The following is a 22,833-nucleotide window of genomic DNA, read 5'->3' as shown; positions in this document are numbered from 1 at the left end:
GGACTACGCAGCTCGTCATTCCGGGATGCGTGCGCAGCACGCAGGCCCGGAATCCATCGCGCCGCAACGTAAATGGCGGGATGGATTCCGGGCTCATCGCATTAGCTATGCCCCGGAATGACGGTGGACGGCGCTAGCCGCCGTTCCCGTTCACGCCGTTCTCGTCTTCCGAGATATGCTCGACCGACACCACGTGCTCGTCCTCCGCCGTATCGAACACGATGACGCCTTGCGTCGAGCGGCCGGCGATGCGGATGTCCTCGACCGGGCAGCGGATGAGCTGGCCCTTGTCGGTGACCAGCATGATCTGGTCGCTGTGCTCCACCGGGAATGAGGCCACCAGCTTGCCGTTGCGGTTGTTGACGCTCATCGCGACGATGCCTTTGCCGCCGCGGCCGGTGGTGCGGTACTCGTAGGACGAGGTGCGCTTGCCGTAGCCGTTGACGGAGACCGTCAGCACCACCTGCTCCTGCGCCGACATTTCGGCGTAGCGCTCCTGCGAGAGCTGGAGCGAACCCGACGTCTCCTCGCCCTCGGCATCAACAGGCTCTTCAACCGCGGTTTCGCCGGCGACCGCGCGGCGCATCTTCAGATAGGCCGACCGTTCGTCCGAGGTGGTCTCGACATGGCGCAGGATTGCCAGCGAGATCAGTTTGTCGCCCTCCGCCAGCGCAATGCCGCGCACGCCCATCGAGGTGCGCCCCGTGAAGACGCGCACATCGGTGACGGGGAAGCGGATGCACTGCCCGCCGGCCGCGGTCAGCAGCACGTCGTCATGCTCCGTGCAGATCTGCACGTCGACGATCGCTTCACCCTCTCCGAGCTTCATGGCGATGATGCCGGAGCGGCGGACATCGACGAAATCGGACAGCTTGTTGCGGCGGACCGTGCCCCCGGTGGTAGCGAACATCACGTCGAGATTGGCCCAGGAGGATTCGTCCTCCGGCAGCGGCATGATGGTGGTGATGCGCTCGCCCTGCTCCAGCGGCAGGATGTTGATCATCGCCTTGCCACGCGCGTTGGGGGCCGCCATCGGCAGCCGCCAGACCTTTTCCTTGTAAACCTGGCCGCGCGAGGAGAAGAACAGCACCGGCGTATGGGTCGAGGCCACGAACAGGCGGCTCACAAAGTCCTCGTCGCGGGTCTGCATGCCCGCACGGCCCTTGCCGCCGCGCCGCTGCGCCCGATAGGTCGAGAGCGGCACGCGCTTGACATAGCCGGCGTGCGACACCGTGACCACCATGTCCTCGCGCTGGATCAGGTCCTCGTCCTCGACCTCGCCTTCCTGCTCGACGATTACGGTTTTCCGCGGGGTGGCGAATTCGTCTTTCACCGCGGCAAGTTCGTCCTTGATGATCGCCTGCACGCGCGCACGCGAGCGCAAAATTTCGAGATAGTCGGCAATTTCCACCGCAAGCTTGTCGAGCTCTTCGGAAATCTCCTCGCGGCCGAGCGCGGTCAGGCGCTGCAGGCGCAACTCGAGAATGGCCTTGGCCTGCTCCAGCGACAGCCGCGCAGTGCCGTCCGGCGCCATCCGGTGACGGGGGTCGTCGATCAGCGTGATCATCGCCTCGACATCCTTGGCCGGCCAGTCGCGCGACATCAGCGTATCCCGCGCTGTGTTCGGATCGGGCGAGGTTCTGATCACGCGAATGATCTCGTCGATATTCGCAACCGCAATTGCAAGACCGACCAGGATATGGGCGCGATCGCGCGCCTTGTTGAGCAGGAACTTGGTGCGACGGGTGACGACCTGCTCGCGGAACGCGATGAACAGCGTCAGCAGATCCCTTAGGTTCATCGTCTGCGGACGGCCGTTATCCAGCGCCAGCATATTTGCCGGGAAGTTCGATTGCAGCGGCGTGAAGCGATAGAGCTGATTCAGCACGACATCGGCCATCGCCTCGCGCTTCAACTCGACGACGACACGGAAGCCATCGCGGTCGGATTCATCGCGCAGGTCCGCGACACCTTCGATCTTCTTTTCGCGCACCAGTTCGGCGATGCGCTCGACCATGGTGGCCTTGTTTATCTGATAGGGAATTTCAGTGATGATGATCGCTTCGCGATCCTTGCGGATGGTGTCGATCGTCACCTTGCCGCGCATCACGATTGACCCGCGGCCGAGGTGGTAGGCCGAACGGATGCCCTGGCGTCCGAGGATAATGCCACCGGTTGGGAAATCCGGGCCGGGAATGATGTTGATGAGATCGTCGATGCTGAGCGCAGGATTGTCGATCAACGCCACGCAGGCGTCGACGACTTCGCCGAGATTGTGCGGCGGGATGTTGGTTGCCATGCCGACGGCGATGCCGCCGGCGCCGTTGACCAGCAGGTTCGGGAACCTCGCCGGCAGTACCGACGGCTCCTTCTCGGAATTGTCGTAGTTCGGCTGGAAATCGACAGTATCCTTGTCGATATCGCCGAGAACTTCTAGCGCCGACCGGGTCAGACGGGCTTCGGTATATCGATAAGCCGCGGGCGGATCGCCATCGACCGAGCCGAAATTGCCCTGGCCGTCGATCAGCGGCACGCGCATGGAAAAATCCTGCGCCATCCGGACCATCGCGTCGTAAATCGACTGGTCGCCGTGCGGATGATACTTACCGATCACGTCACCGACGACGCGCGCTGACTTGACGTACTTCTTGTCGGGCGTGTGCCCCTGCTCGTACATCGAATACAGAATGCGGCGATGCACGGGCTTGAGCCCGTCGCGCGCGTCCGGCAGCGCCCGCGCCACGATCACGCTCATGGCGTAATCGAGGTAGGAGCGTTTCATCTCGTCGAGAATGGAAACGGGGCGAATGTCGGAGTGCTCCGGCGGCTCGCCGGGCTTGTCGTCTTCGTTGTCGGACAAAGGGGAATCCAGTCAGTTCTCAGCTAAGAATCATATAGCGCATCGAGGGTCCGATAACCACCCCGAAGCTGTCGGGAGGAAGCTGTTTTTCCGCTCGTTTTTTCATGGACTTACCGGGATCGGAGACAGCTCTCCCGAACCCTGCCGGAACCGCCATTTCAGGGCCGGAAGGCAGTGTTAAAAACGATGTTCCCACGGTCGGCCTAACGGCCAAAAACCACCGCATGCATGATCCGTCCCGGCAGGAAGGTGAACAAGCCGGCGACGACGAGCGCTCCAAAGAAGATCGACACCATCGCTTTGCGGTGACCGCTGACATTGTGCCGGCGGGCATGCAGGACCGCGAGTGCCAGCATGATCGGCACAAAGATCGACAGCAGATGGATCGGGCTGAACGGCCCGAACATCCGGATCTCATGGATCCAGAGCGAGCTGATCGCGACCGCAGCCATCAGCACGACCCAGATCCAGCCGATGGTCCGGTGCGGCAGGGTTCCCTTCGGTGCTGCGAATTGCACGATGCCAAGCGCAAACGCCGCCATGGCTGCGAAGGCATGCAACGGGATCGTCCCGGGCGCCTCTAGCAGCGGTGCGAGGCTCATGGTGGGCGCTCCAGATCCGGTTGGCGTTCAAGGCTGGAGCAGCTTAAGCGAATTACCTCATGTGAAGATTAACAACATAGCGGCTGAGCGAGCCGACCGGGCACTCGGATCGTGACGCTCCTGTAGACAGGTTTTCAGCCGGCGGATTCCTGCGGCGGCACATCAGCCGTAAAGCAGGCGTCAACGTCCGTTCCCGCAAGCGAATTTCTTGCTAGCGAAGACCCTGCTCTCGAACGGAGTAAGGCCCTAGAACGGGATGTCGTCGTCCATATCACTGTTGCGGCTGCCCGCCGCGACTGCCCGCCGCGGCGCGGAGCTAGCCGGACCGCTCGAGCCGAAATCACCGGAATCATCGGAGCCGAAGCTGCCGCCCCCGCCGCCGCTGCGGCCGTCGAGCATGGTCAGGTTCGAGTTAAAGCCCTGCAGCACGACCTCGGTCGAGTATTTGTCGACGCCGCTCTGGTCGGTCCATTTGCGGGTCTGCAACTGGCCCTCGATGTAAACCTTGGCGCCCTTCTTCAGATATTGTTCGGCGACCTTGCAGAGCCCCTCGTTGAAGATCACCACGCGGTGCCACTCGGTCTTTTCCTTGCGCTCGCCGGTGCCTTTGTCGCGCCAGGTCTCCGATGTCGCGATGCTCAGATTGGCGATCGGCCGCCCGTCCTGTGTCCGCCGGATTTCAGGATCCTTGCCGAGGTTGCCGACCAGAATCACTTTGTTCACGCTTCCCGCCATCGCCGCTCTCCACTCGATATCGCCGGCAAAAATCACTGGTCCGGCCCGCTTTCGTGCCGGCCATCTTCAATTCTTGACCTGTCGCTTGTCCGTTTCCGCGTCCGCTCCAGGACATCCGGACCCTATACACCGACAGGCCCCGCTGACTTGGCGATCCCTCGGCAAGTCGCCGGTTATCCACATATAGCATCGCCTACGCGTGCGTTCCAGCTTTGTTCCGCAAACAGCTCACGTCTGCCCGGCTGCGGCCTTGCAATCTATGGGCGAACCCCGGGAACTCACGGGGGAACCGAAAGAGACGAAATGGAACCCGAAAGTTCCCGTCTCGGTTCCAATTATACCAGATAAATCATAAGCTTCGTTCCATAAACTTGGTTGGCGGCTGTTGCATCCGGGACACGCCATTTCCGCGCGAGTCGCGCTATACCATTCTCCAGCGGCGCGGGCGCTCGCGTCACAACAACGCTTCAGGCCTAGCGGGAAGCGGACAAAACTGGGGAAAGATCATGAAGAAGTATCTGTTAGCTACAGTTGCTCTCATTGCGTTCGCTGCACCCGCGGCGGCGGCCGACCTCGCTGCGCGTCCTTACACCAAGGCGCCGCCAGCCCCGATCGCCGCTGTGTACGACTGGAGCGGCTTCTACATCGGCGCCAACGGCGGCTGGGGTACGAGCCAGAAGTGCTGGGACCTCGTGACGGTGGGCGGCGCGTTCATCGCGGACGAGGGTTGCCATGACGCAGACGGCGCCACCGCCGGCGGTCAGATCGGTTATCGCTGGCAGGCCGGCACCTGGGTGTTCGGTCTTGAAGGCCAGGGCAACTGGGCCGACTTCCGGGGCAGCAATGTGAGCCTGATCGATCCGACGCTCCGCAACGAATCGCGCATCGATGCGTTCGGCCTGATCACAGGCCAGATCGGCTACGCCGCCAACAACGTTCTGTTCTATGTCAAAGGTGGTGCGGCCGTTACGGCGGATCGTTTCCGCCAGTTTGATGTTCCCACCGGCGTCCTAGTTGCCGCCACCGGGGATGACACCCGTTGGGGCGCCAGCGTCGGCGCGGGCATCGAATTCGGCTTCGCTCCCAACTGGTCGGCCGGCGTTGAGTACAATCACCTGTTCATGCAGGACCGCACCCACGACTTCGTCACACCGGCCGGCGTCCTCTTCGGCACCGACCGCATCAGCCAGGATGTCGATCTCGTGACCGTTCGCGTCAACTATCGTTGGGGTGGCCCGGTCATCGCGAGGTACTGATCGCAACGCCAGCGCGGAACTACGGAAAGGCCGGCTTCACGCCGGCCTTTTTGTTTGGCTGCTGATACGATCAGGACGTCGACATAATCACCGCGCGCATCAGCTGTAAGGTCGGCGGCCCGGTGATCGCCAGGTACTGATCGTGGACGTTTTCGACCCGACGCTGAAAAGGCCGGCCCCGCGCCGGCCCTTTAGTTTTGGTTGTAGCTCGGTACAGTTGCCGCCCGCTGCGGTTGTGCCGCCCACGATTTTGACCCACATGTGGTATTCCGGCGACAGCATTTTTCGGGAACTTCGCGCTATATCGCCAGGCAACCTCAAATTGACGGCTGAGGAAAGTTGCGTTGGAGCCGCGAAAGGAAAAAGAAAGTGAAAAAGATTCTGCTGACCACCACTGGCCTGATCGCGCTTGGTATGGCGCCCGCGATGGCCGCCGATCTCGCTGCCAGGCCCTACACCAAGGCTCCGCCGATGGCGGTTGCGGTGTACAACTGGAGCGGCTTCTACGCCGGCGTTAACGGCGGCTGGGGATCGAGCCGACAGCGTTGGGACGAGACCAGCCTCGGCGTCGCTCCGATGGGCAGCCATGACGCAACCGGCGGCACCGTCGGTGGTCAGATCGGCTACCGCTGGCAGGCCGCTTCGTGGGTGTTCGGCGTGGAAGCGCAGGGCAACTGGGCTGACTTCCATGGCAGCAATGCGATCCCGCTTCTTCCGGCGTTCACCAACGACACTCGTGTCGACGCCTTCGGGTTGTTCACCGGTCAGGTCGGCTACGCAGCGAACAACGTCCTGTTCTACCTCAAGGGCGGCGCCGCCGTGACCTCCGATCGCTACCGTTTGCTTACGACCGGCACTGGTGTCTCGCTCGCCAACAGCGTCGATGACACCCGTTGGGGTGGTGTCGTCGGCGTTGGCCTGGAATATGGCTTCGCCCCGAACTGGTCGGCCGGCATCGAATACAATCACATGTTCATGCAGGACAAGACCTATAACTTCGTGAGCAACGGCGTCGTTTTCCCGGCTGGCACACTGGTGGCCCAGACCCGCATCCGTCAGGACGTTGATGTCATCACCGCTCGCATCAACTACAAGTTCGGCGGGTACTGATCTCCGCGTCACCTGAGTTCCCAAGATTGAGAAAAGGCCGGCCTTGCGCCGGCCTTTTTTAATGTGCGGCACTGCCACCTGCTGCCATTACAACTGCTCTTCGAATTTCGATGCGTGTTCTTCAGGCGAACCGGTCCCACTTCGCTTGAAAACGCTACGAGCGCAAACAATCCGTTGATGATTCGCGCGCGGCACTGGAAATTCCCTCCCGTTCTTCCTATGTTCCGACTTTCAATCAACGGCGCCTGGCGGCCCTTGGCCGGCAATGCGCGCCCAACGTGGCGCGCGCCTCGCGCCTGGAAATGCCGATATGGATGAAGTGCTAAGGGCGAAGCGCCAACAGAACGCCGGCTCCGCATCGCGTGCGATTACCATCCGCGGTGCGCGCGAGCACAATCTCAAGAATGTCGATCTCGAGATTCCCCGCGACAAGCTCGTCGTGTTCACCGGCCTCTCCGGCTCCGGCAAATCCTCGCTCGCCTTCGATACCATCTATGCCGAGGGCCAGCGCCGCTACGTCGAATCGCTCTCCGCTTACGCGCGCCAATTCCTGGAGATGATGCAGAAGCCGGATGTCGATCAGATCGACGGCCTGTCTCCTGCGATCTCGATCGAGCAGAAGACGACGTCGAAGAATCCGCGCTCCACGGTCGGCACCGTTACCGAGATCTACGACTACATGCGCTTGCTGTGGGCGCGTGTCGGCGTGCCCTACTCGCCCGCCACAGGGCTGCCGATTGAAAGCCAGGTCGTCTCGCAGATGGTCGATCGCGTGCTGGCGCTGCCGGAGGGCACCCGGCTCTATCTGCTGGCGCCGGTCGTGCGCGGCCGCAAGGGCGAGTACAAGAAAGAGCTCGCCGAATGGCTCAAGAAGGGCTTTCAGCGCGTCAAGATTGACGGCACTTTCTATGAGCTGTCGGAGGCGCCGACGCTCGACAAGAAATTCCCGCACGACATCGACGTCGTGGTCGATCGCATCGTGGTCCGTTCCGATCTCGGCCAGCGGCTCGCCGAAAGCTTTGAGACCGCGTTGAAGCTCGCCGAGGGGCTTGCGGTGATCGAATATGCTGACGCGCCGGCAGGCGCGCCTGCGGCCGAGGACAAGAAGAAAACCGCAAAGATTCACGACAAGAGCGGGCCGGAACGGATTCTGTTCTCGGAGAAATTCGCCTGCCCGGTCTCCGGATTCACGATTCCCGAAATCGAGCCGCGGTTGTTCTCATTCAACAATCCCTATGGCGCCTGCCCCGCCTGCGGCGGCCTCGGCATCGAGCAGCACATCGACGAGGACCTCGTCATTCCCGACAAGGAATTGACCTTGCGCAAGGGTGCGATTGCACCCTGGGCCAAGTCGTCCTCGCCCTATTACATCCAGACGCTGACCGCGCTCGGAAAGTTCTACAAGTTCACGCTCGACACCAAGTGGAAGGACCTGCCGAAGAAGACGCAAGGAGCCCTGCTGCACGGCTCCGGCGACGACGAGATAAAATTCTCCTACGAGGATGGCGTCCGCTCCTACGATACCAAAAAGCCGTTCGAGGGCGTCATCACCAACCTCGAGCGCCGCTACCGCGAGACCGAGAGCGAATGGGCGCGCGAGGAGCTGGCAAAGTATTTCTCCGATATCCCCTGCGAGGCCTGCAAGGGCCATCGGCTCAAGCCGGAGGCGCTCTGCGTCAAGATCGGCGGCAAGCATATCGGCGAGATCTCGGAAATGTCGGTGAAGCGCGCCGGCGAATGGTTTGAAAGCGTACCGAAGGCGCTCAACGACCAGCAGAATGAGATTGCCGCGCGCGTGCTGAAGGAGATCCGCGAGCGGCTGTCCTTCCTGCTCGACGTCGGCCTGAATTACCTCACGCTCTCGCGCTCTTCCGGCACGCTCTCCGGCGGCGAAAGCCAGCGCATCCGCCTCGCTTCGCAGATCGGCTCGGGGCTGACTGGCGTGCTCTATGTGTTGGACGAGCCCTCGATCGGCCTGCACCAGCGCGACAATGCGCGCCTGCTGGAGACGCTGAAGCGGCTGCGCGACCTCGGCAATACCGTGATCGTGGTCGAGCATGACGAGGACGCGATACGTCTGGCGGACTACGTGCTCGACATCGGCCCCGGTGCCGGCATGCATGGTGGCCATATCGTGGCGCAGGGCACGCCCGCCGACATCATGCGGAATCCGAAATCGCTGACTGGCAAATATCTCACCGGCGAATTGTCGGTGCCGATCCCCGAGCGCCGGCCGCCGAACCATCGCCGCACCATCAAGGTCGTCAACGCCCGCGGCAACAATCTGAAAAACGTCTCGGCGGAAATTCCGCTGGGACTATTCACCTGCGTCACCGGCGTTTCCGGCGGCGGCAAGTCGACGCTGCTGATCGACACGCTCTACCGTGCCATCGCGCGCAAACTCAACAACGCCAGCGAAGGCGCCGCCCCCCATGACCGCATCGAGGGGCTGGAGCATATCGACAAGATCATCGATATCGATCAGTCGCCGATCGGCCGCACCCCGCGCTCCAACCCTGCGACCTATACCGGCGCCTTCACCCCGATCCGCGAATGGTTTGCCGGCCTGCCCGAAGCCAAGGCGCGCGGCTACGAGCCCGGCCGCTTCTCCTTCAACGTCAAGGGCGGCCGCTGCGAGGCCTGCCAGGGCGACGGCGTCATCAAGATCGAGATGCACTTTTTGCCCGACGTCTACGTCACCTGCGACACCTGCAAGGGCAAGCGCTACAACCGCGAGACGTTAGAGGTCCTGTTCAAGGGCAAGTCGATCTCGGATGTGCTCGACATGACGGTGGAGGAAGCCGCCGAATTCTTCAAGGCGGTGCCGCGCGTGCGCGAGACGTTCAAGACGCTGCACCGCGTCGGCCTCGACTATATCCACGTCGGCCAGCAGGCGACGACCTTGTCCGGCGGCGAAGCCCAGCGCGTCAAGCTCGCCAAAGAGCTCTCAAAGCGCGCCACCGGGCGCACGCTCTACATCCTGGACGAGCCGACCACAGGGCTGCACTTTCACGACGTCGCAAAGCTTCTGGAAGTGCTCCACGAGCTGGTCGCGCAGGGCAACACGGTGGTCGTCATCGAGCACAATCTCGAAGTCATCAAGACCGCCGATTGGGTCATCGACCTCGGCCCCGAAGGCGGCGACGGCGGCGGCGAAATCGTCGCTTGGGGCCCGCCGGAGGATATTGTGAAGGCGCCGCGGAGCTATACGGGCAAGTTTCTGGCACCGGTGCTGAAGAAGGCGGAAGGCAAGCCGCGGAAGAGTGCGGGCGCGAGCGAGGCGGCGGAGTAAGGCTCCTAGGGAAGAATCATGTCAGCAATTCCCGTTGAGGCTTGGGACCTTTTCATTTCTCACGCATCAGAGGACAAAGATGCGTTCGTCAGGCCGTTGGCTTTGGCACTGGAACGTTTCGGTTTGCGGGTTTGGTATGATGAGCATACTCTCAGCTTGGGCGATAGCTTGAGCAGAAGTATCGACAAAGGTCTCGCAAATTCCGATTTCGGCGTTGTTGTTCTGTCTCCTGATTTCATCGCCAAGAGGTGGCCGGAATATGAGCTGCGCGGGTTGACCGCGCGAGAACTGACTGGCGCAAAAGTTATACTTCCTGTCTGGCATAATATCATTCATGAACAGCTTCTTCGGTTTAGTCCGCCGCTTGCCGACAAGCTAGCAGTCCGCTCCGATCAATCGACGCCGTTACAAATCGCGGTCAAGATAATCAAAGCGGTACGCCCCGATCTGTTTACTAGAATCCTGCGACGTGTTGCGCACTATCAGGCGATTGACGCGGCAACCACAGTCGAAAAGACCGTATCAGAACTCAAGCTGGGCCCGATTCAACACGAGGTGCTTTCACCGGAGTTGATAAGTCGGATACGCCTAATCCGCTCTGCCCTTTGGGACGTGTATCCGCATTCCATGGCCTTCTGGATGGACAGTTTCAAACGCGACTCTCATCCTTCTAGCGAGGTAGCACACTGGGAACACGTTGCTTCTGTTTATCTGGAATATCTTGCGGTCGCTAAACCCACCTCTGACGAGAAAAAGCGATCTATATTTGACTTCATTTCGACCCTGTGGATGGGTACGAGAGCACTTGAGATTGGGCCTCCGCCCGAAGGCGCCGAGACGATCATTGAAATCTATGGATACAATCAACCCCTATATGATTTTCAAGAAGATGCCTTTCCTTCCGAACTCAAGACGGGCGTCGCAGCAAGGCGACCGGACGCATCATACGACAAGGAACATTTTCCGAAGGATCTTCCCGAAGATCTCATACGAGAACTTATGAGATCGGCTAAAATCGAACGGCCGAAATTTTCACCCGCGTAAGGGTTCAGCGCAGCGAAACCCGTCGCCTTGGCAGGCGCTCAATGCGCTATCCTTAGCATTCGGCCAACATCCCTCACTTCCCCACAAACTCGATAATTGCTTCCCTACGTTTGATTGCGGATTGAATCTGCGGCAATGACCGCAACAGCCGAGCAATTAATGTTCGATTGTCGATATTGCCGACTCGAATCCACAGAATTACCGGGCCATCGTCCCTTGCAGCCCGCAGAAGTGCGAAGTCTCGATCCTTGGTAACCAGAATGGCGGAGCGAGCTACGGCCTCTTCCCAAATCTGGCCGTCGGTTGCCGTGGCCAGACCGAGATCGACGACATGCGACGCTTCGCAGCCCGCCTGACGGAACGCTACGGCGAGCGCGGCTGGCAACTGGGCGTCGATCAGAAACAGCAAGCCTATTCCGCCGCAATGATGGGATGATCCGCCTGGCGAGCCGCGAATGCCAGGACCGCATCGATATCGGCGCTCTCGAGGTAGGGGTAATCCTCAAGGATCGACGCGCGCGACTGTCCGGCCGCGAGCAGACCCAGGATATCCGCGACAGTGATGCGCAAATTTCGAACGCAGGGACGGCCATGCATCCGCTCGGGATCGATGGTAATTCTGGTCAAAAGGTCTGACATCGGGTTACTCTTTGCCTCAACTATAGCAGCAGAAACGGGCCTTGTCAGTCCAGTCGCCTAGGATCGGTGGAGCGACTTGTCCGTTGCTACCGACGGGCAAGGGCGGAAGCGATACCATCACCTTGACCGTGCGCAAGCAGCTCCCGCGGCGGGACCGTATCTCCCGCGGCGGGACCGTATTCTGTCTCCTCCAAAGCTAGAATGCCGTGTTTGACGACGTGCCGCCCTACACCCCCCAATAATGCGGATGCGGTCGCGAGCGGTCGCCCCAGTCGAAGGCGTCGTCATCGAGCTCGGACGGGCCCGCGCGCAGATCTTCCAGTGTTACGTCGGATTGGTAGACCTGACGCGCGGGATCAAATCGGAGCGCGTCCCACCGGATCGGACAATGATGGTGGCTGCCGAGCAGCCCGCCGGTTTTGATGACGGCGTAGGCAACCGTTCCGCTCACCTTGTCGAGCATCAGCCGCTCGATCGAGCCGAGTTTTGTGCCGTCGCGTCCGTAGACGTTTACGCGCTCGACGCGATCACTGGGCACCAGGGTATGAGGCATGGCGTCCTCCCTGTTTTCCCTTGTTCGGTCGATATAATAGCACAAACGAGCCCGGAGTAGATGATCCAGCCTGCGACAAAATCTGCGGTACGTACTGGATGGGTGGAGCGACTTGTCCGCCGAAGCTCAACGAGCGTAGGCGGAAGCGATACCCATCAAAGTCGTCGTACGATGCAACATGGTGGGTTTCGCTTGCGCTCTACCCACCCTACAAACCTTCACTCCTCGATCGCGGCCTGCACGAATCCGTCCGGATCGTCGCAAAACTCGCGCAGGACCTTGTAGTGGTCGGTGTCCTTCAGCATCACCGGCTCCAGCCCGTACTTCGTCAGTCGCAACAGGGTCGCATTCGGATAGGCCATCAGCATCGGCGAATGCGTGGCCATGATGATCTGGCAATGCCCGATATTCTCCATCCGTCGCATCAGCTTCAAAAACTCGATCTGGCGCGCGGGCGACAGCGCGGATTCTGGTTCGTCGAAAATGAAGATGCCTTGCCGCTGGCAGCGCTCCTCGAAGAAGCGCAAGAAGCCCTCGCCGTGGGAATGGGACAGGAAGTCAGGCGGAGGACCTCCTCCCATTGGATATTTCTGGGCCATCTCGTCTAAGTAGCGGGCAACCGAGAAAAAGCTTTCGGCGCGGAAAAACCAGCCATTGGTGATTTTGGGTAGCCAACTCGCCCGCAACGCGTTGGACAATTGCCCCCCCATTTTTTCCAACGCCCATGAGTGGTCGACCGTCATGTACCCCTTGCCGCCGCCGGCTTCGTCATAGCCGGCGAGCACGGCGATGCCCTCGAGCAAGGTGGATTTGCCGGTGCCATTCTCGCCGACGATGATCGTGATCGCCTTATCAAAGCTCAGCTCGAAATCATCGCGCAGCAGCGGCAGGCAGAACGGATAGGCCTCGCGGTTGGTGATCCGCGCCGGCTCCAGCCAGATGCGCTTGAGGTACGGCGCCGGCAGATTGATCGCACGATTGCGTTTGTAAGCCATGGTTCGCAGCCCCGCGGAACAAAGTCATTCGTAACGGTTATACAGACAATGCCGCACAATCCTAGATGGTACCCTGCCGATGCCGAGCGCTGCCTACACCCTCTTCCGCAACGCCATCCTCGGCGAGCAGCAGGTCGTCTGCGTCTATGACGGCCGCGTCCGCGAACTATGCCCGCACATCATCGGCACCAACAAGAGCGGTGAAGAAGTCGTGCTGGCCTGGCAGTTTGCCGGCGAAAGCAGTGGCCCGCTGCCGCAATGGCGCTGCCTGAAGCTCGCGAATGTCAGAGATGCGCGCACGCGCCCGGGCCGCTGGCACGAGGGCCGCTCGCATCGCACGACGCAGACCTGCGTCAACGAGATCGATCTCGACATCAACGTTCACGTTCGAAAGCGGCGCTGACGCGAGGCCTGCCTGCCCACCATCCTACAAGGCGCGCGTCTCTCTCTCTCGCAGATCGCGAACGTGTTTTACGCCACACGTCGCCGCACTGCTGTCGAAATAGCAACCTGTCCGCGCCAATGAGCGAACGCGCTTCGGTCCAATTTTTGCCGGCATACATGACGTATGGTTAACCTGCGAACGACGTTCTCACATCCGCACGAACGTTGCTTGCAGACGGCTCTTTGGGGGCGCGTTCGCGCCCGCTTTCCGAAAACGATACGTCACCATGCCGGTGCAATCGGTCCGTTATGGGGCCTGCAGGGGGTTATACGAGTGTTCAACTTCAGGGGACAAAATATGAAACGACTACTTTTAGCTGGTGCGGCTCTTTCGGTCGCGACCGCGGCCTCGGCCGCCGACCTGCGGGCGCGGCCCTACGCCAAGGCGGCTCCCCCGGCGGCGGTGGTTGCGGCGTATAACTGGTCCGGCTTCTACATCGGCGCAATGGGTGGCTATGGTTGGGAGACCGATGCGGGCAGCGGCGGCTTCGGCGGCGGCACGATCGGCTACAACTGGCAGGCCCCCGGCAGCCAGTTCGTCTTCGGTGTCGAAGTCGACGCCGCCGGCGCCAGCATCAAGGACAGCGTCACCGAGGATGACGGCGCCGGCCTCGTGGCCACGCTGGAAACCAAGATCAATTCATTCGGCAGCGTGACGGGCCGTGCCGGCTTCGCGATCGATGCGGCGCTGCTCTATGCCAAGGGCGGTTTTGCCTGGGCCAACAACAAGGCCACGCTCTCGGCGGTTGGCTTTCCCGAGACGTTTTCCGACAGCCACACGCACACGGGCTTCACCATCGGCGGCGGCCTCGAATACATGTTTGCTCCGAACTGGTCGGCCAAGGGCGAATACATGTACACTAGCCTCGGCAGCGAGACCTACAATATCGGCGGTCTCCCGCTGGATTCCGGCAACTTCGACTTCCACACCATCAAGGTCGGCGTGAACTATCACTTCCGGTGAAGACCAGAACTGTAGGGTGGGCAAAGCGCAAGCGTGCCCACCATCGGCAGATCGTGATGACGCTGGATGGTGGGCACGGCACTGCGTGCCTTTGCCCACCCTACGGCAGTCATAACGAGCTCACAGCACCTCCAGCACCAGCTCCATCGTCATCAGCACCGGATTGTCGCCGCGCATCAGCCGTCCCTCGGCGATGCCGCCGAGATAATCGACCAGCGCGACATCGAGCTCAGCCTGCAGTATGCCGTCGGCGCCGGGCGCGATCATGCCGGCCTTGATCGCAAGCTCGGTCGCAAACGGCACCACGGTTCGGCCATCCGTGAAATGCGCGCCGATGGTGGAGCCGACGCCGCCGTGAATCCGCGCGCGCAGGATTCCGTGCTGCCGGCAGAAGATCTCCAGCGCTGCAGCGAAATCCTGATTCGGCCGCAGCCGCAGCGCGAAGGCGCGACTATCGGCTTTGACATCCGTACCGGCGCATGCCACCGGCCCGAACAATTTGAAATTGGTCTCGGGATCGGGCTCGGCCACAAACATCGCGCCGTCGATGCCGAATGCTTCCACCGCGAACGATTCGGCGACGATGCTTTCCTCGGGGAGAATGTGGCCGCCGTGCAGATGGCCGTCGGTCTCGGTCCACAGCCCGTGGCAATGGAAGAACGGCGCGCTGTCGCGCTCGCCGAGCGTCATCGCGCCGAGCTTCAGCCGCGTGATGCCGGCGGGCCGGAACGTGTCGCTGTAGAACGCGGCATTGGCGCCGGTCTTCGACAGCGCCGGCATCACATAGGCAAACGGCCCGAGTGCCCCTCCCCGCATGCTCAACACACCGCCGGAAAATCCGGCTTCGGCAAAGCCGCGGCGCGTAGCCTCGAGCAGCGGCAGGCCGGCGGCAAGCGTGAACGAGAATGCCCGCCCCTGCGCCTCGACCCATTGGATACGCTCGGGCGCGGGCGGCCCGGGCTGCGCGATGCTGCGCATCGGCTCAGCTACCCGTTTTGGCAACAAGCTCAAGCAGTCCCCTCGCCTCCAGCTCATCGCGAACCAGCCGCTTCGGAATCTTGCCATAGCCGGATTTCGGCAGCGCCTCCCAGAAGAAGAAGCGCTTCGGCATTTTGTAGCGTGGCACCTTGGGCGCCAGGAATGCGGCAAGCTCCGCTTCGCTCACGGCAGTAGCGCCCTCGCGCGCGACGCAGACGGCGACCCCTACCTCGCCCCAGAACGGGTCGGGCACGCCGAGCACCGCCACCTCGCCGATCGCGGGATGGGTGAGAATCTTCTCCTCGACCTCGCGCGGATAGATGTTGGAGCCGCCGGAGATGTACATGTCCGAGGCGCGGCCGGTGATGTAGACGAATCCCTCCTCGTCCATGTGGCCGAGATCGCCGGTGCGAAACCAGCCGTCGCGAAACGCCTTCGCGTTGGCCTCGGGGTTGTCGTAATAGCCGGCGAACACGGCGGGGCCGATCACGCAGATCTCGCCGGTCTCGAACGGCTTGAGCTCGCGCCCGTCGTCGCCCTGGATCGACACCTGCATGCCGGTGCGCTCGAAACCGCAGGTGCCGATGCGGGCCTGCGGGCCGTCCTCCGTGTCGTGCAGACTGGCCGGCATCACCGTGATGTTGCCGGTGACCTCGCCGAGGCCGAAATACTGCACGAGCACCTTGCCGAGTTTGTTCAGCGCGGCCTTCTGGTCCTCGCGATACATCGGCGCGCCGGCATAGATCACGAAGCGCAGCGAGGAATGATCATATTTGTCGACCGCCGGATGCTCGACCATCATCTTCAAAATGGTCGGCACGGTAAAAATGTTGCTGACGCGATGGGCCTCAATCAGCCGGAACGCCTCGGCGATGTCGAATTTTTCCGACGGCAGCAGAATAGTCGGTACACCGCGCGCCGCCTGTACGAGCTGGTGGACGCCGGCGCCGTGCGACAGCGGCGCGACCACCAGCGAGGCATCCGTCTCCGTCGTGCCCGGCATCAAATCGGCGAGATGATTTGTCACCACAAAGGCCATCTGCCCATGGGTAAGAACCGCAGCCTTGGAACGCCCGGTCGTGCCGGAAGTAAAGAAGAACCAGCAGGGATCGTCGTAGTCGACCGCCGCATTCTCTGTCTTGGCGCCGGCATGCTCGGCGATCACGTCACTGACCGTCTTCTCGCCGAGGGCGCCCTCGCCGATCCGCCAGATGAATTCGAGCGCCGGATTGGCTGCCGCGGTAGCGTGATCGGGGAAATCGCCATGGCACAAAAAGGCCTTCGCACCGGAGGCGCTGGCGAGATAGGCGACCTCGTCCGGCATCAGGCGGAAATTGGTCGGCACCCAAACTGCGCCGAGCCGAAACGCCGCGAACATCGACCAGAACATCTCGTCGCAATTTTTGGAATGGACGAGAATGCGGTCGCCCTTGGCGATACCGCGCGCGGCGAGGCCTGCGGCCAGAGCCGACACGGCACCATCGATCTCCCGCCAGGTCCAGGATTTGTCACCCCAAATGAAGCCAATGCGGTCGCCATGACGGCGGGCATTCTGGGTCAGCATATGCGCCAGATTCATCACCCGGCGCGACATCCGCGCGAGACCGCCGCGCGGAATAGGAATGGTCACCGTTTCAGTCACAGGGAATCAACCATCACGCTTCGGAAAACAGAACATCTCATGGCAACGATAGCAGAAAGGCCGCTGTGAGCTCAAATCCGCCGTCGCGGCTTACCGGCCATGATAGTCTCCCCGCCAGCGGGCCGACGTTACCATGATCCAGCCACGCGTTCGCGTCCACAAGCTCGCGCAAATGATTTTCGTCGGCCAATGGAAGATCGACCGACATCAAGGGTGCCGTCCGCGCCCCGCTTATCGTCTCATTCAAGTATTAGAATTGAATCGAGAGCCCGCCAGCCATGTGTGGAGCCGACGGGCTCTCCAGAATTTACTGCGGATGGTTGGCCAGTTCCTGCTCGCTCAAGCGCCAGTCCTGCCAGAGCTGAAGCGCGCCCAGCAGGACGACGATCCCACCGAGGGCGACGTGCCAGGCCCGAAGCATGTCGTCACCGGCATAGCCGAAGATGAAGGGCGAAGCGGCCAGCCAGAGGCCGAGCGCGATCTCGCCTACCTCCTCCCAGCGCTGCAGTGCGACATATTCGAGCTGGGCCAGACCGAAGACCAGCATACCGATCACGAACGTATTGAGGATCATGGTGCTACGTTCGGCGTCCATCACGTCGTGGCTGGAGAACGGAAACCACGGCGATACCACGATCAGCACGCCAAGCAGCATGCCGAACCAATCTTCCCACGTGCGATGCTTGCTGATGAAACCAAAGCCCGACATTGTAGACCTCCCCTTGAAAAGAGGCATACGTCGGCGGCCGCGATCACAACATTTCCGATATCGAACCCAGACCCGGCCGCCTCAGCAGCGTATGTCATCCCAAAGACGTAGGAACCTCACCCACGGTTGCAAGGCCTCGCCGGCAAAGTTCCCATGCGTGTGCGCGTTCTTATTGCGCTGCACCGAGCCGCTGCGCGCTCTCGCGCTTGCGCCAGCACGCTCGTTGAGGTGGTCGGTTGCGACGATATCGCCGCGGTGCCCAGCAATGCAGGGGTCAAGGCTCAAGACAGCATATCAGCAAGGCAGTTGTCCGTTCGTCGCCGGTTTGCATCGGCGGGTTCATGTCTCTAAATCAAACGGCGAATCATCCGGGAATCGTTGCATGGCCGCCGTCCGCGACAACAAGGCTCAAAACCGCTTCGAACTCGATATCGATGGCGCCGTGGCATTTGCGAATTATCGCGTCACGCCGGCGGCGGTCATCATCACCCATACCGAAACGCCACGCGCCCTGCGCGGCCGCGGCGTCGCTTCCAAGCTGATCAGAGGCGCGCTCGAACTGATCCGCGCCGATGGACGCAAGGTCATCGCCGGCTGCGGCTTTGTCGTGGATTATCTGCGCAGAAATCCGGAATTCGCCGATCTGACGGGGTGAGCCAACGCAGCTTCGCAAACCACCGTCGTCCCTGCGAAACGCAGGGGCGACGGCGATAGGTGGCACTCTCACGTAATCCGGATCGACATATCCGGCAGGCCCTCGAGCTTGCACAGGATAACGTCGCCCTTCACGACGGGACCGACATTTTCCGGCGTGCCCGAATAGATGATGTCACCCGCCTTGAGTTCGAAAGCTTCCGAAAGCTTGGCGATTTGCTCCGCCACGTTCCAGATCATATTCCGCAGATCGGAGTTTTGCTTGACGGTACCATTCACCGCCAGCGAGATCGCGCCCTTGGTAAAATGGCCGATCTTCGTGGCTGGATGAATCGGCCCGAGCACCGCGGAGCGATCAAAACTCTTGCCGATTTCCCATGGCTTCTTCTCGTCGCCCATTGCCCGCTGCAGATCGCGCCGCGTCATGTCGAGGCCTAACGCATAGCCGTAGACATGATCGAGCGCCTGCTCCAGGGGGATCTTGGTGCCGCCCGATTTCAGCGCCGCCACCAGCTCGACCTCGTAATGATAGTTCTTGGTCAGCAACGGATACGGATGGTCGCCAACCGTACCGATGGCGACATTCTGGATCGCGTCGGTCGGCTTTTGAAAGAAGAACGGCGGCTCGCGATTAGGATCCGAGCCCATTTCGCGGGCATGCGCGGCATAGTTACGCCCAATGCAATAGATCCGCCGCACCGGAAAAACATCGGTCTCGCCGACGATGGGTATGGTCGTCGTGCCAACCGGAAAAATCGATTTCGGACCGGCCTGCGCTGCGGCCGTGCCCCCTTGCGCCGCTGTACCCGCCAGCGCCAGCGCGCCCGTGGCCAGAATGGTCCTGCGATCAACATTGCTCATTGGCATCCTCCTTGTTTTATGAGTCTTCTTTTCGCCTGCATCTACAGCGTTTTCTCCGCTAAGTAGATACCGTTTGCGCGTTGCTGCGTTGCAATCGCACCAAAAAAGAAGGCCCGCGTCGGCGCGGACCTTCGCATGTCAGGACCGAGCGAAGCGTCAGTGCTTGATATCAGGCGGCAGCTTGCCACCATTGGCGGCCAGCTTGGCCATGACCTGCTTGTGCAGCCAGATGTTCATGCTGGCGGAATCGTTGCTGTCCCCGGTGTAGCCGAGTTCTTTCGCGAGCTCCTTGCGCGCGGCGAAACTGGAATCGATGTCGAGCGCCTTCATCAGATCGACGATCGAGGTACGCCACTCCAGCTTTTCACCCTTGGCCTTCACCGCCTGATCGAGGATCGGCGCGACGTCGACGGTCGCAGCGGCCGGTGCAGCGGCCGCACTGGATGACTCGGCCCCCGCGGCCGCGCCGCCGCCAGCCGGCGCAGCGTCTGCCTTGGTGCCGAAGATCGCGCTCATGATTTTTCCGAAAATGCTCATCGTTTTGCTCCCAATGACTTGAGGATGGGGTGAGTCTTTGGCGGCACTGTTTGACCGGCAGCACCACGCCGGGATCGGTCGCAAGTCTAGCCACCCAAGGGAAGCTTGCCAATGAAACATTCACCTATGCGTGAGTGCGTTTGTTGCTGTTTGGAAGTATCCTATCTCGACAGTTCGCGACACGGCCAGTTCCACTTCTGTCTTCGCGTCTGGCCTGATCGTGATCGTTTTATGAAACGGCGCTTGTGCGTCTTTCGATTGGCGCACAATGCGACCGCGAGGGAGACAGCGACCATGGCCACCTATCACGGCAATGCCACATCGATGGCGCAGCGCGCACCGGATACCGCTGCCGCGCCAGTCATCCGAACCATCGGCTTCGCCGAACTTGGCCGTGCGCTGCGACGCGGCTGGGAAGATTTCAAGGCGGTACCAAGCCACGCCATCCTCCTGTGCGTGATCTCCCGTTCTCGGATTGGTGCTGGCACGCGCCGTTCTCGGCTATTCTGTCATACCGCTGTTGTTTCCGCTGGCCGCCGGCTTCGCCCTGATTGGCCCATTCGCGGCGCTCGGCCTCTACGAGATGAGCCGCCGTCGCGAACGCCGTGAACCGGCGACCGCTTGGGATGCGCTCGAGGTAGTACGCTCGCCGTCGTTCGGCGCGATGCTCGGACTCGGCGTGCTGCTGCTGGCACTTTTCGTGACCTGGGTGGCGACCGCGCAGGCGATCTACATCGCGGCGTTCGGCTATGAGGGAGCGACCGGCTTTTCCGATTTCGCGACGCGCGTGCTGACGACACCACAAGGCTGGTGGCTAATCGTGGTTGGCTGCGGCGTCGGCTTCCTGTTTGCCCTCGTCGCGCTCTGCATCAGCGTGGTCTCGTTCCCGCTGATGCTGGACCGTCATGCCGGCGCTGCCGATGCGATGGTGACCTCGCTGCGCGCGGTCGCGCACAATCCGGTACCGATGGCTGTCTGGGGCTTGATCGTCGCTGTGCTGCTGGTCGCGGGAACGTTGCCGTTCTTCCTCGGCCTTGCCGTCGTCATCCCGCTGCTCGGGCACGCGACCTGGCATCTCTATCGGGAGACGATCGAGCCGGAACTCAACCCGCAGCCGCTCCCGCCCCGCGCGCACCGCGAACGCAAGCCTGCTGCCGATTTCCCGGCCAATCTGTTCCCCTGGCGGCGCAGGGATAACCTATAGGCCTGCACGGAACCTGATCAATCAAACCGCCAGTCGAACCCGACCGGCGGTTTGATTGTTCACCTCTCACTAACGATGAATTGAGCACGTTCAACGGAATAGCATTCCGCGCACCTACATAAGCCTTGTTTTGGCCGACCTTGCTTCGAACATTCGGCGTGGCGTCGACACTAATCCGAAGACGCATCGATCGTGGAGCGAACGGCACGATGATCTCTCGCCTTTCCCTGCGCGCCCTGACCTTGGGCGCGCTGTTACTGACCTCGGCGGCCGCGCTCGCGGCGCCCTGCGGCACGGGCCCGTTCGAAACATGGCTGGAAGACTTCAAAAAGGAAGCGGCCTCCAAGGGAATATCGGCGTCCGCCATCCAGGCTGGCTTGACCGGCGTCACGCTCGACAAGAGCGTGCTGGCCCGCGACCAATCGCAAAAGGTCTTCAGCCAGAGTTTTGAGGAATTCTCCGGCCGCATGGTCCCGCCCCGGCTGACGCGTGGCTCCAACATGCTCAAGCAATACGGCTCGGTGCTCGGGCGCATCGAACAAGCGTATGGCGTGCCCGGCGAAGTGCTGGTGGCGATCTGGGGCCTGGAAACCGATTACGGCGTAAACATCGGAAAATTCCCGACGCTGCGCTCGCTGGCGACGCTGGCTTATGATTGCCGCCGCACCGACATGTTCAAGGCCGAGTTGATGGACGCACTACGCATCGTTGAACGCGGCGATATCGCGCCGCAGGAAATGCGCGGCGCCTGGGCCGGCGAAATCGGCCAGACCCAGTTCATGCCGTCGTCCTACATCAAGTTCGCGGTCGACTTCGACGGCAACGGCCGCCGCGACCTCCTGCGCAGCCCGCCCGACGTGCTCGCCTCGACCGCCAATTTCCTCGCCAACCATGGCTGGCAGCGCGGCAAGGACTGGGAACCTGGCGGCGCCAATTTCGCTGCGATCAAGGAGTGGAATAAGAGCGAGGTCTACGCAAAGACCATCGGCTATTTCGCGACACAGCTTTCGCGGGCGCCCTAACACGAACTCAGAGAACCGCCCTTGCGGGTCGGCCTATTCACCAAAGCTGCCATTTGCGGCGACCCTATTATATCTGCCCACCGTAATAGTGAATATATATTCATTTTATTACTCAATCGGCATGCGATTCGCGCATAAGGAAATTTTAGAGGCCTCGCTATTTGCGGCGCGTTTTGCCGGCCCTTGAAAGCCCTCAAACTGGTTTCCAACCTCCTTGGCCGCCAGCTAAGGATTAATCTGACGATTACGAAAAACCCGCAATTCTACGGCATTACTTTACATGTTCGGCGCACGCCCACCGCGCTTCCGCCGGCTAATCCGCCACCACGTCGACTCGTTAAGCGGCCGTTACCGTCGCTATGCATTCTAGGATTAGCTGCATCGCAACATAAGAAGTTCTGCACTGCAAAAAACCGAGCTATATTCATTTCAACGATGAAGCCGTCCTCCAAGCGCTGAATCGTAACTGCAAGGAGACTACCATGTTGCTCTCGCTCATCCGCATGATCCAGGCTTTCCGGGATTATCAGCGCAATGTCAGCGAACTGTCCCAGCTCAGCGATCGGGAACTGGCCGATATCGGCCTTGATCGTTCGGACATTCCGCGCGTTGCCGCCGGAAACTATAACGGCTGATCATTGCTCAGCCGCCTGGATGAACGGATAACGCCCGCCCCGCTGCGGGCGTTGTCGTTTGCACCGGACCAGGCTTCGCTTGGAAGCGCTTCGTAGG

General features: G+C 61.3%; 21 protein-coding genes and 2 pseudogenes. 10 read left to right on the top strand and 13 right to left on the bottom strand.

Features of this window, described 5'->3' with window-relative positions; translation table 11 throughout:
- Positions 1-133: 133 nt before the first annotated feature.
- The 3 genes from gyrA to V1292_RS24775 all read right to left on the bottom strand — a co-directional run bounded on the left by gyrA (position 134) and on the right by V1292_RS24775 (position 4,197).
- Entirely contained in the window at positions 134-2,860 is a 2,727-nt protein-coding gene (gene gyrA, locus V1292_RS24785; protein WP_334375250.1) for a DNA gyrase subunit A, read from the bottom strand.
- Positions 2,861-3,063: 203 nt separating this feature from the next.
- Positions 3,064-3,462, bottom strand: a complete 399-nt coding sequence (locus V1292_RS24780; RefSeq protein ID WP_334375249.1) for a DUF2306 domain-containing protein — start codon at positions 3,460-3,462, stop codon at positions 3,064-3,066.
- 246 nt (positions 3,463-3,708) lie between these two features.
- Positions 3,709-4,197: a single-stranded DNA-binding protein gene (locus V1292_RS24775; protein WP_057841921.1), complete on the bottom strand. Its 489-nt coding sequence runs from the start codon at positions 4,195-4,197 to the stop codon at positions 3,709-3,711.
- A gap of 506 nt (positions 4,198-4,703) precedes the next feature.
- Here V1292_RS24775 and V1292_RS24770 point away from each other — a divergent pair.
- The 4 genes from V1292_RS24770 (at position 4,704) to V1292_RS24755 (ending at position 10,899) form a co-directional block, all read left to right on the top strand.
- Positions 4,704-5,453 carry an outer membrane protein gene (locus V1292_RS24770; RefSeq protein ID WP_334375248.1) on the top strand — a complete coding sequence of 250 codons (750 nt, stop codon included), beginning with the start codon at positions 4,704-4,706 and terminating at the stop codon, positions 5,451-5,453.
- A gap of 369 nt (positions 5,454-5,822) precedes the next feature.
- A complete protein-coding gene (locus tag V1292_RS24765; protein ID WP_334375247.1) occupies positions 5,823-6,563 on the top strand; it encodes an outer membrane protein in 741 nt (246 codons plus the stop codon).
- Between the two features lie 310 nt (positions 6,564-6,873).
- Positions 6,874-9,855, top strand: a complete 2,982-nt coding sequence (gene uvrA, locus V1292_RS24760) for an excinuclease ABC subunit UvrA (protein ID WP_334375246.1) — start codon at positions 6,874-6,876, stop codon at positions 9,853-9,855.
- 18 nt (positions 9,856-9,873) lie between these two features.
- On the top strand, positions 9,874-10,899 hold the full coding sequence (locus V1292_RS24755) for a toll/interleukin-1 receptor domain-containing protein (protein WP_334375245.1): 1,026 nt from the start codon (positions 9,874-9,876) through the stop codon (positions 10,897-10,899).
- 73 nt (positions 10,900-10,972) lie between these two features.
- Here V1292_RS24755 and V1292_RS24750 read toward each other — a convergent pair whose 3' ends face one another.
- The 5 genes and pseudogenes from V1292_RS24750 to V1292_RS33935 form a co-directional block, all read right to left on the bottom strand.
- Complete coding sequence (locus tag V1292_RS24750; protein WP_334375244.1) at positions 10,973-11,308, bottom strand: DUF5615 family PIN-like protein; 336 nt, start codon at positions 11,306-11,308, stop codon at positions 10,973-10,975.
- Between the two features lie 2 nt (positions 11,309-11,310).
- Positions 11,311-11,538: a DUF433 domain-containing protein gene (locus tag V1292_RS24745; RefSeq protein ID WP_334375243.1), complete on the bottom strand. Its 228-nt coding sequence runs from the start codon at positions 11,536-11,538 to the stop codon at positions 11,311-11,313.
- Between the two features lie 226 nt (positions 11,539-11,764).
- Positions 11,765-12,091 (bottom strand): PRC-barrel domain-containing protein, encoded by a 327-nt coding sequence (locus V1292_RS24740; protein WP_334375242.1) that lies wholly within the window; start codon positions 12,089-12,091, stop codon positions 11,765-11,767.
- 218 nt (positions 12,092-12,309) lie between these two features.
- A complete protein-coding gene (locus tag V1292_RS33940) occupies positions 12,310-12,801 on the bottom strand; it encodes an AAA family ATPase (protein ID WP_442895629.1) in 492 nt (163 codons plus the stop codon).
- Positions 12,802-12,873: 72 nt separating this feature from the next.
- Positions 12,874-12,975, bottom strand: a pseudogene (locus V1292_RS33935) (AAA family ATPase); the annotation flags it as partial.
- 190 nt (positions 12,976-13,165) lie between these two features.
- On the opposite strand from V1292_RS33935, the gene V1292_RS24730 reads away from it, so the two are divergent.
- A complete protein-coding gene (locus V1292_RS24730; RefSeq protein WP_028345942.1) occupies positions 13,166-13,489 on the top strand; it encodes a hypothetical protein in 324 nt (107 codons plus the stop codon).
- Between the two features lie 339 nt (positions 13,490-13,828).
- Positions 13,829-14,494 (top strand): outer membrane protein, encoded by a 666-nt coding sequence (locus tag V1292_RS24725; protein ID WP_334375240.1) that lies wholly within the window; start codon positions 13,829-13,831, stop codon positions 14,492-14,494.
- A gap of 120 nt (positions 14,495-14,614) precedes the next feature.
- On the opposite strand, the gene V1292_RS24720 is transcribed toward V1292_RS24725, so the two are convergent.
- The 3 genes from V1292_RS24720 to V1292_RS24710 form a co-directional block, all read right to left on the bottom strand.
- Positions 14,615-15,472, bottom strand: a complete 858-nt coding sequence (locus tag V1292_RS24720) for a PCC domain-containing protein (RefSeq protein ID WP_334375239.1) — start codon at positions 15,470-15,472, stop codon at positions 14,615-14,617.
- A gap of 4 nt (positions 15,473-15,476) precedes the next feature.
- Positions 15,477-17,114, bottom strand: coding sequence for an acyl-CoA synthetase (locus V1292_RS24715; protein WP_442895561.1), 1,638 nt, complete (start codon positions 17,112-17,114; stop codon positions 15,477-15,479).
- Positions 17,115-17,421: 307 nt separating this feature from the next.
- On the bottom strand, positions 17,422-17,823 hold the full coding sequence (locus tag V1292_RS24710; RefSeq protein ID WP_334375237.1) for an SPW repeat protein: 402 nt from the start codon (positions 17,821-17,823) through the stop codon (positions 17,422-17,424).
- A gap of 382 nt (positions 17,824-18,205) precedes the next feature.
- Between V1292_RS24710 and V1292_RS24705 the strand changes: the two genes are divergently transcribed.
- Positions 18,206-18,478 carry a GNAT family N-acetyltransferase gene (locus tag V1292_RS24705; RefSeq protein ID WP_334375235.1) on the top strand — a complete coding sequence of 91 codons (273 nt, stop codon included), beginning with the start codon at positions 18,206-18,208 and terminating at the stop codon, positions 18,476-18,478.
- Positions 18,479-18,546: 68 nt separating this feature from the next.
- Here V1292_RS24705 and V1292_RS24700 read toward each other — a convergent pair whose 3' ends face one another.
- Together V1292_RS24700 and V1292_RS24695 are read right to left on the bottom strand one after the other, a co-directional pair.
- Positions 18,547-19,338: a fumarylacetoacetate hydrolase family protein gene (locus V1292_RS24700; protein ID WP_334375234.1), complete on the bottom strand. Its 792-nt coding sequence runs from the start codon at positions 19,336-19,338 to the stop codon at positions 18,547-18,549.
- 156 nt (positions 19,339-19,494) lie between these two features.
- Entirely contained in the window at positions 19,495-19,875 is a 381-nt protein-coding gene (locus V1292_RS24695) for a DUF3597 domain-containing protein (RefSeq protein WP_334375233.1), read from the bottom strand.
- 294 nt (positions 19,876-20,169) lie between these two features.
- On the opposite strand from V1292_RS24695, the pseudogene V1292_RS24690 reads away from it, so the two are divergent.
- From V1292_RS24690 to V1292_RS24680, 3 genes and pseudogenes are all read left to right on the top strand, one after another.
- Positions 20,170-21,079, top strand: a pseudogene (locus tag V1292_RS24690) (DUF2189 domain-containing protein).
- A 209-nt stretch (positions 21,080-21,288) separates the two neighbouring features.
- Positions 21,289-22,101: a lytic murein transglycosylase gene (locus V1292_RS24685; protein ID WP_334375232.1), complete on the top strand. Its 813-nt coding sequence runs from the start codon at positions 21,289-21,291 to the stop codon at positions 22,099-22,101.
- A gap of 482 nt (positions 22,102-22,583) precedes the next feature.
- Positions 22,584-22,736: a DUF1127 domain-containing protein gene (locus tag V1292_RS24680; RefSeq protein WP_074278622.1), complete on the top strand. Its 153-nt coding sequence runs from the start codon at positions 22,584-22,586 to the stop codon at positions 22,734-22,736.
- The last annotated feature ends 97 nt before the right edge of the window (positions 22,737-22,833 follow it).

The sequence above is a fragment of the Bradyrhizobium sp. AZCC 1719 genome (assembly GCF_036924525.1).
GTDB lineage: Bacteria > Pseudomonadota > Alphaproteobacteria > Rhizobiales > Xanthobacteraceae > Bradyrhizobium.
Note: the sequence above shows the minus strand (reverse complement) of the source record. Positions and strands in the feature narration are given on the sequence as shown.

What these genes read in the sequence shown, in the direction of transcription:
- V1292_RS24780 (WP_334375249.1), bottom strand. Translation starts at nt 3,462, where the DNA reads ATGAGCCTCGCACCGCTGCTAGAGGCGCCCGGGACGATCCCGTTGCAT.
- V1292_RS24775 (WP_057841921.1), bottom strand. Translation starts at nt 4,197, where the DNA reads ATGGCGGGAAGCGTGAACAAAGTGATTCTGGTCGGCAACCTCGGCAAG.
- V1292_RS24770 (WP_334375248.1), top strand. Translation starts at nt 4,704, where the DNA reads ATGAAGAAGTATCTGTTAGCTACAGTTGCTCTCATTGCGTTCGCTGCA.
- uvrA (WP_334375246.1), top strand. Translation starts at nt 6,874, where the DNA reads ATGGATGAAGTGCTAAGGGCGAAGCGCCAACAGAACGCCGGCTCCGCA.
- V1292_RS24755 (WP_334375245.1), top strand. Translation starts at nt 9,874, where the DNA reads ATGTCAGCAATTCCCGTTGAGGCTTGGGACCTTTTCATTTCTCACGCA.
- V1292_RS24745 (WP_334375243.1), bottom strand. Translation starts at nt 11,538, where the DNA reads ATGTCAGACCTTTTGACCAGAATTACCATCGATCCCGAGCGGATGCAT.
- V1292_RS24740 (WP_334375242.1), bottom strand. Translation starts at nt 12,091, where the DNA reads ATGCCTCATACCCTGGTGCCCAGTGATCGCGTCGAGCGCGTAAACGTC.
- V1292_RS33940 (WP_442895629.1), bottom strand. Translation starts at nt 12,801, where the DNA reads ATGGGGGGGCAATTGTCCAACGCGTTGCGGGCGAGTTGGCTACCCAAA.
- V1292_RS24730 (WP_028345942.1), top strand. Translation starts at nt 13,166, where the DNA reads ATGCCGAGCGCTGCCTACACCCTCTTCCGCAACGCCATCCTCGGCGAG.
- V1292_RS24725 (WP_334375240.1), top strand. Translation starts at nt 13,829, where the DNA reads ATGAAACGACTACTTTTAGCTGGTGCGGCTCTTTCGGTCGCGACCGCG.
- V1292_RS24720 (WP_334375239.1), bottom strand. Translation starts at nt 15,472, where the DNA reads ATGCGCAGCATCGCGCAGCCCGGGCCGCCCGCGCCCGAGCGTATCCAA.
- V1292_RS24710 (WP_334375237.1), bottom strand. Translation starts at nt 17,823, where the DNA reads ATGTCGGGCTTTGGTTTCATCAGCAAGCATCGCACGTGGGAAGATTGG.
- V1292_RS24705 (WP_334375235.1), top strand. Translation starts at nt 18,206, where the DNA reads ATGGCCGCCGTCCGCGACAACAAGGCTCAAAACCGCTTCGAACTCGAT.
- V1292_RS24700 (WP_334375234.1), bottom strand. Translation starts at nt 19,338, where the DNA reads ATGAGCAATGTTGATCGCAGGACCATTCTGGCCACGGGCGCGCTGGCG.
- V1292_RS24695 (WP_334375233.1), bottom strand. Translation starts at nt 19,875, where the DNA reads ATGAGCATTTTCGGAAAAATCATGAGCGCGATCTTCGGCACCAAGGCA.
- V1292_RS24685 (WP_334375232.1), top strand. Translation starts at nt 21,289, where the DNA reads ATGATCTCTCGCCTTTCCCTGCGCGCCCTGACCTTGGGCGCGCTGTTA.
- V1292_RS24680 (WP_074278622.1), top strand. Translation starts at nt 22,584, where the DNA reads ATGTTGCTCTCGCTCATCCGCATGATCCAGGCTTTCCGGGATTATCAG.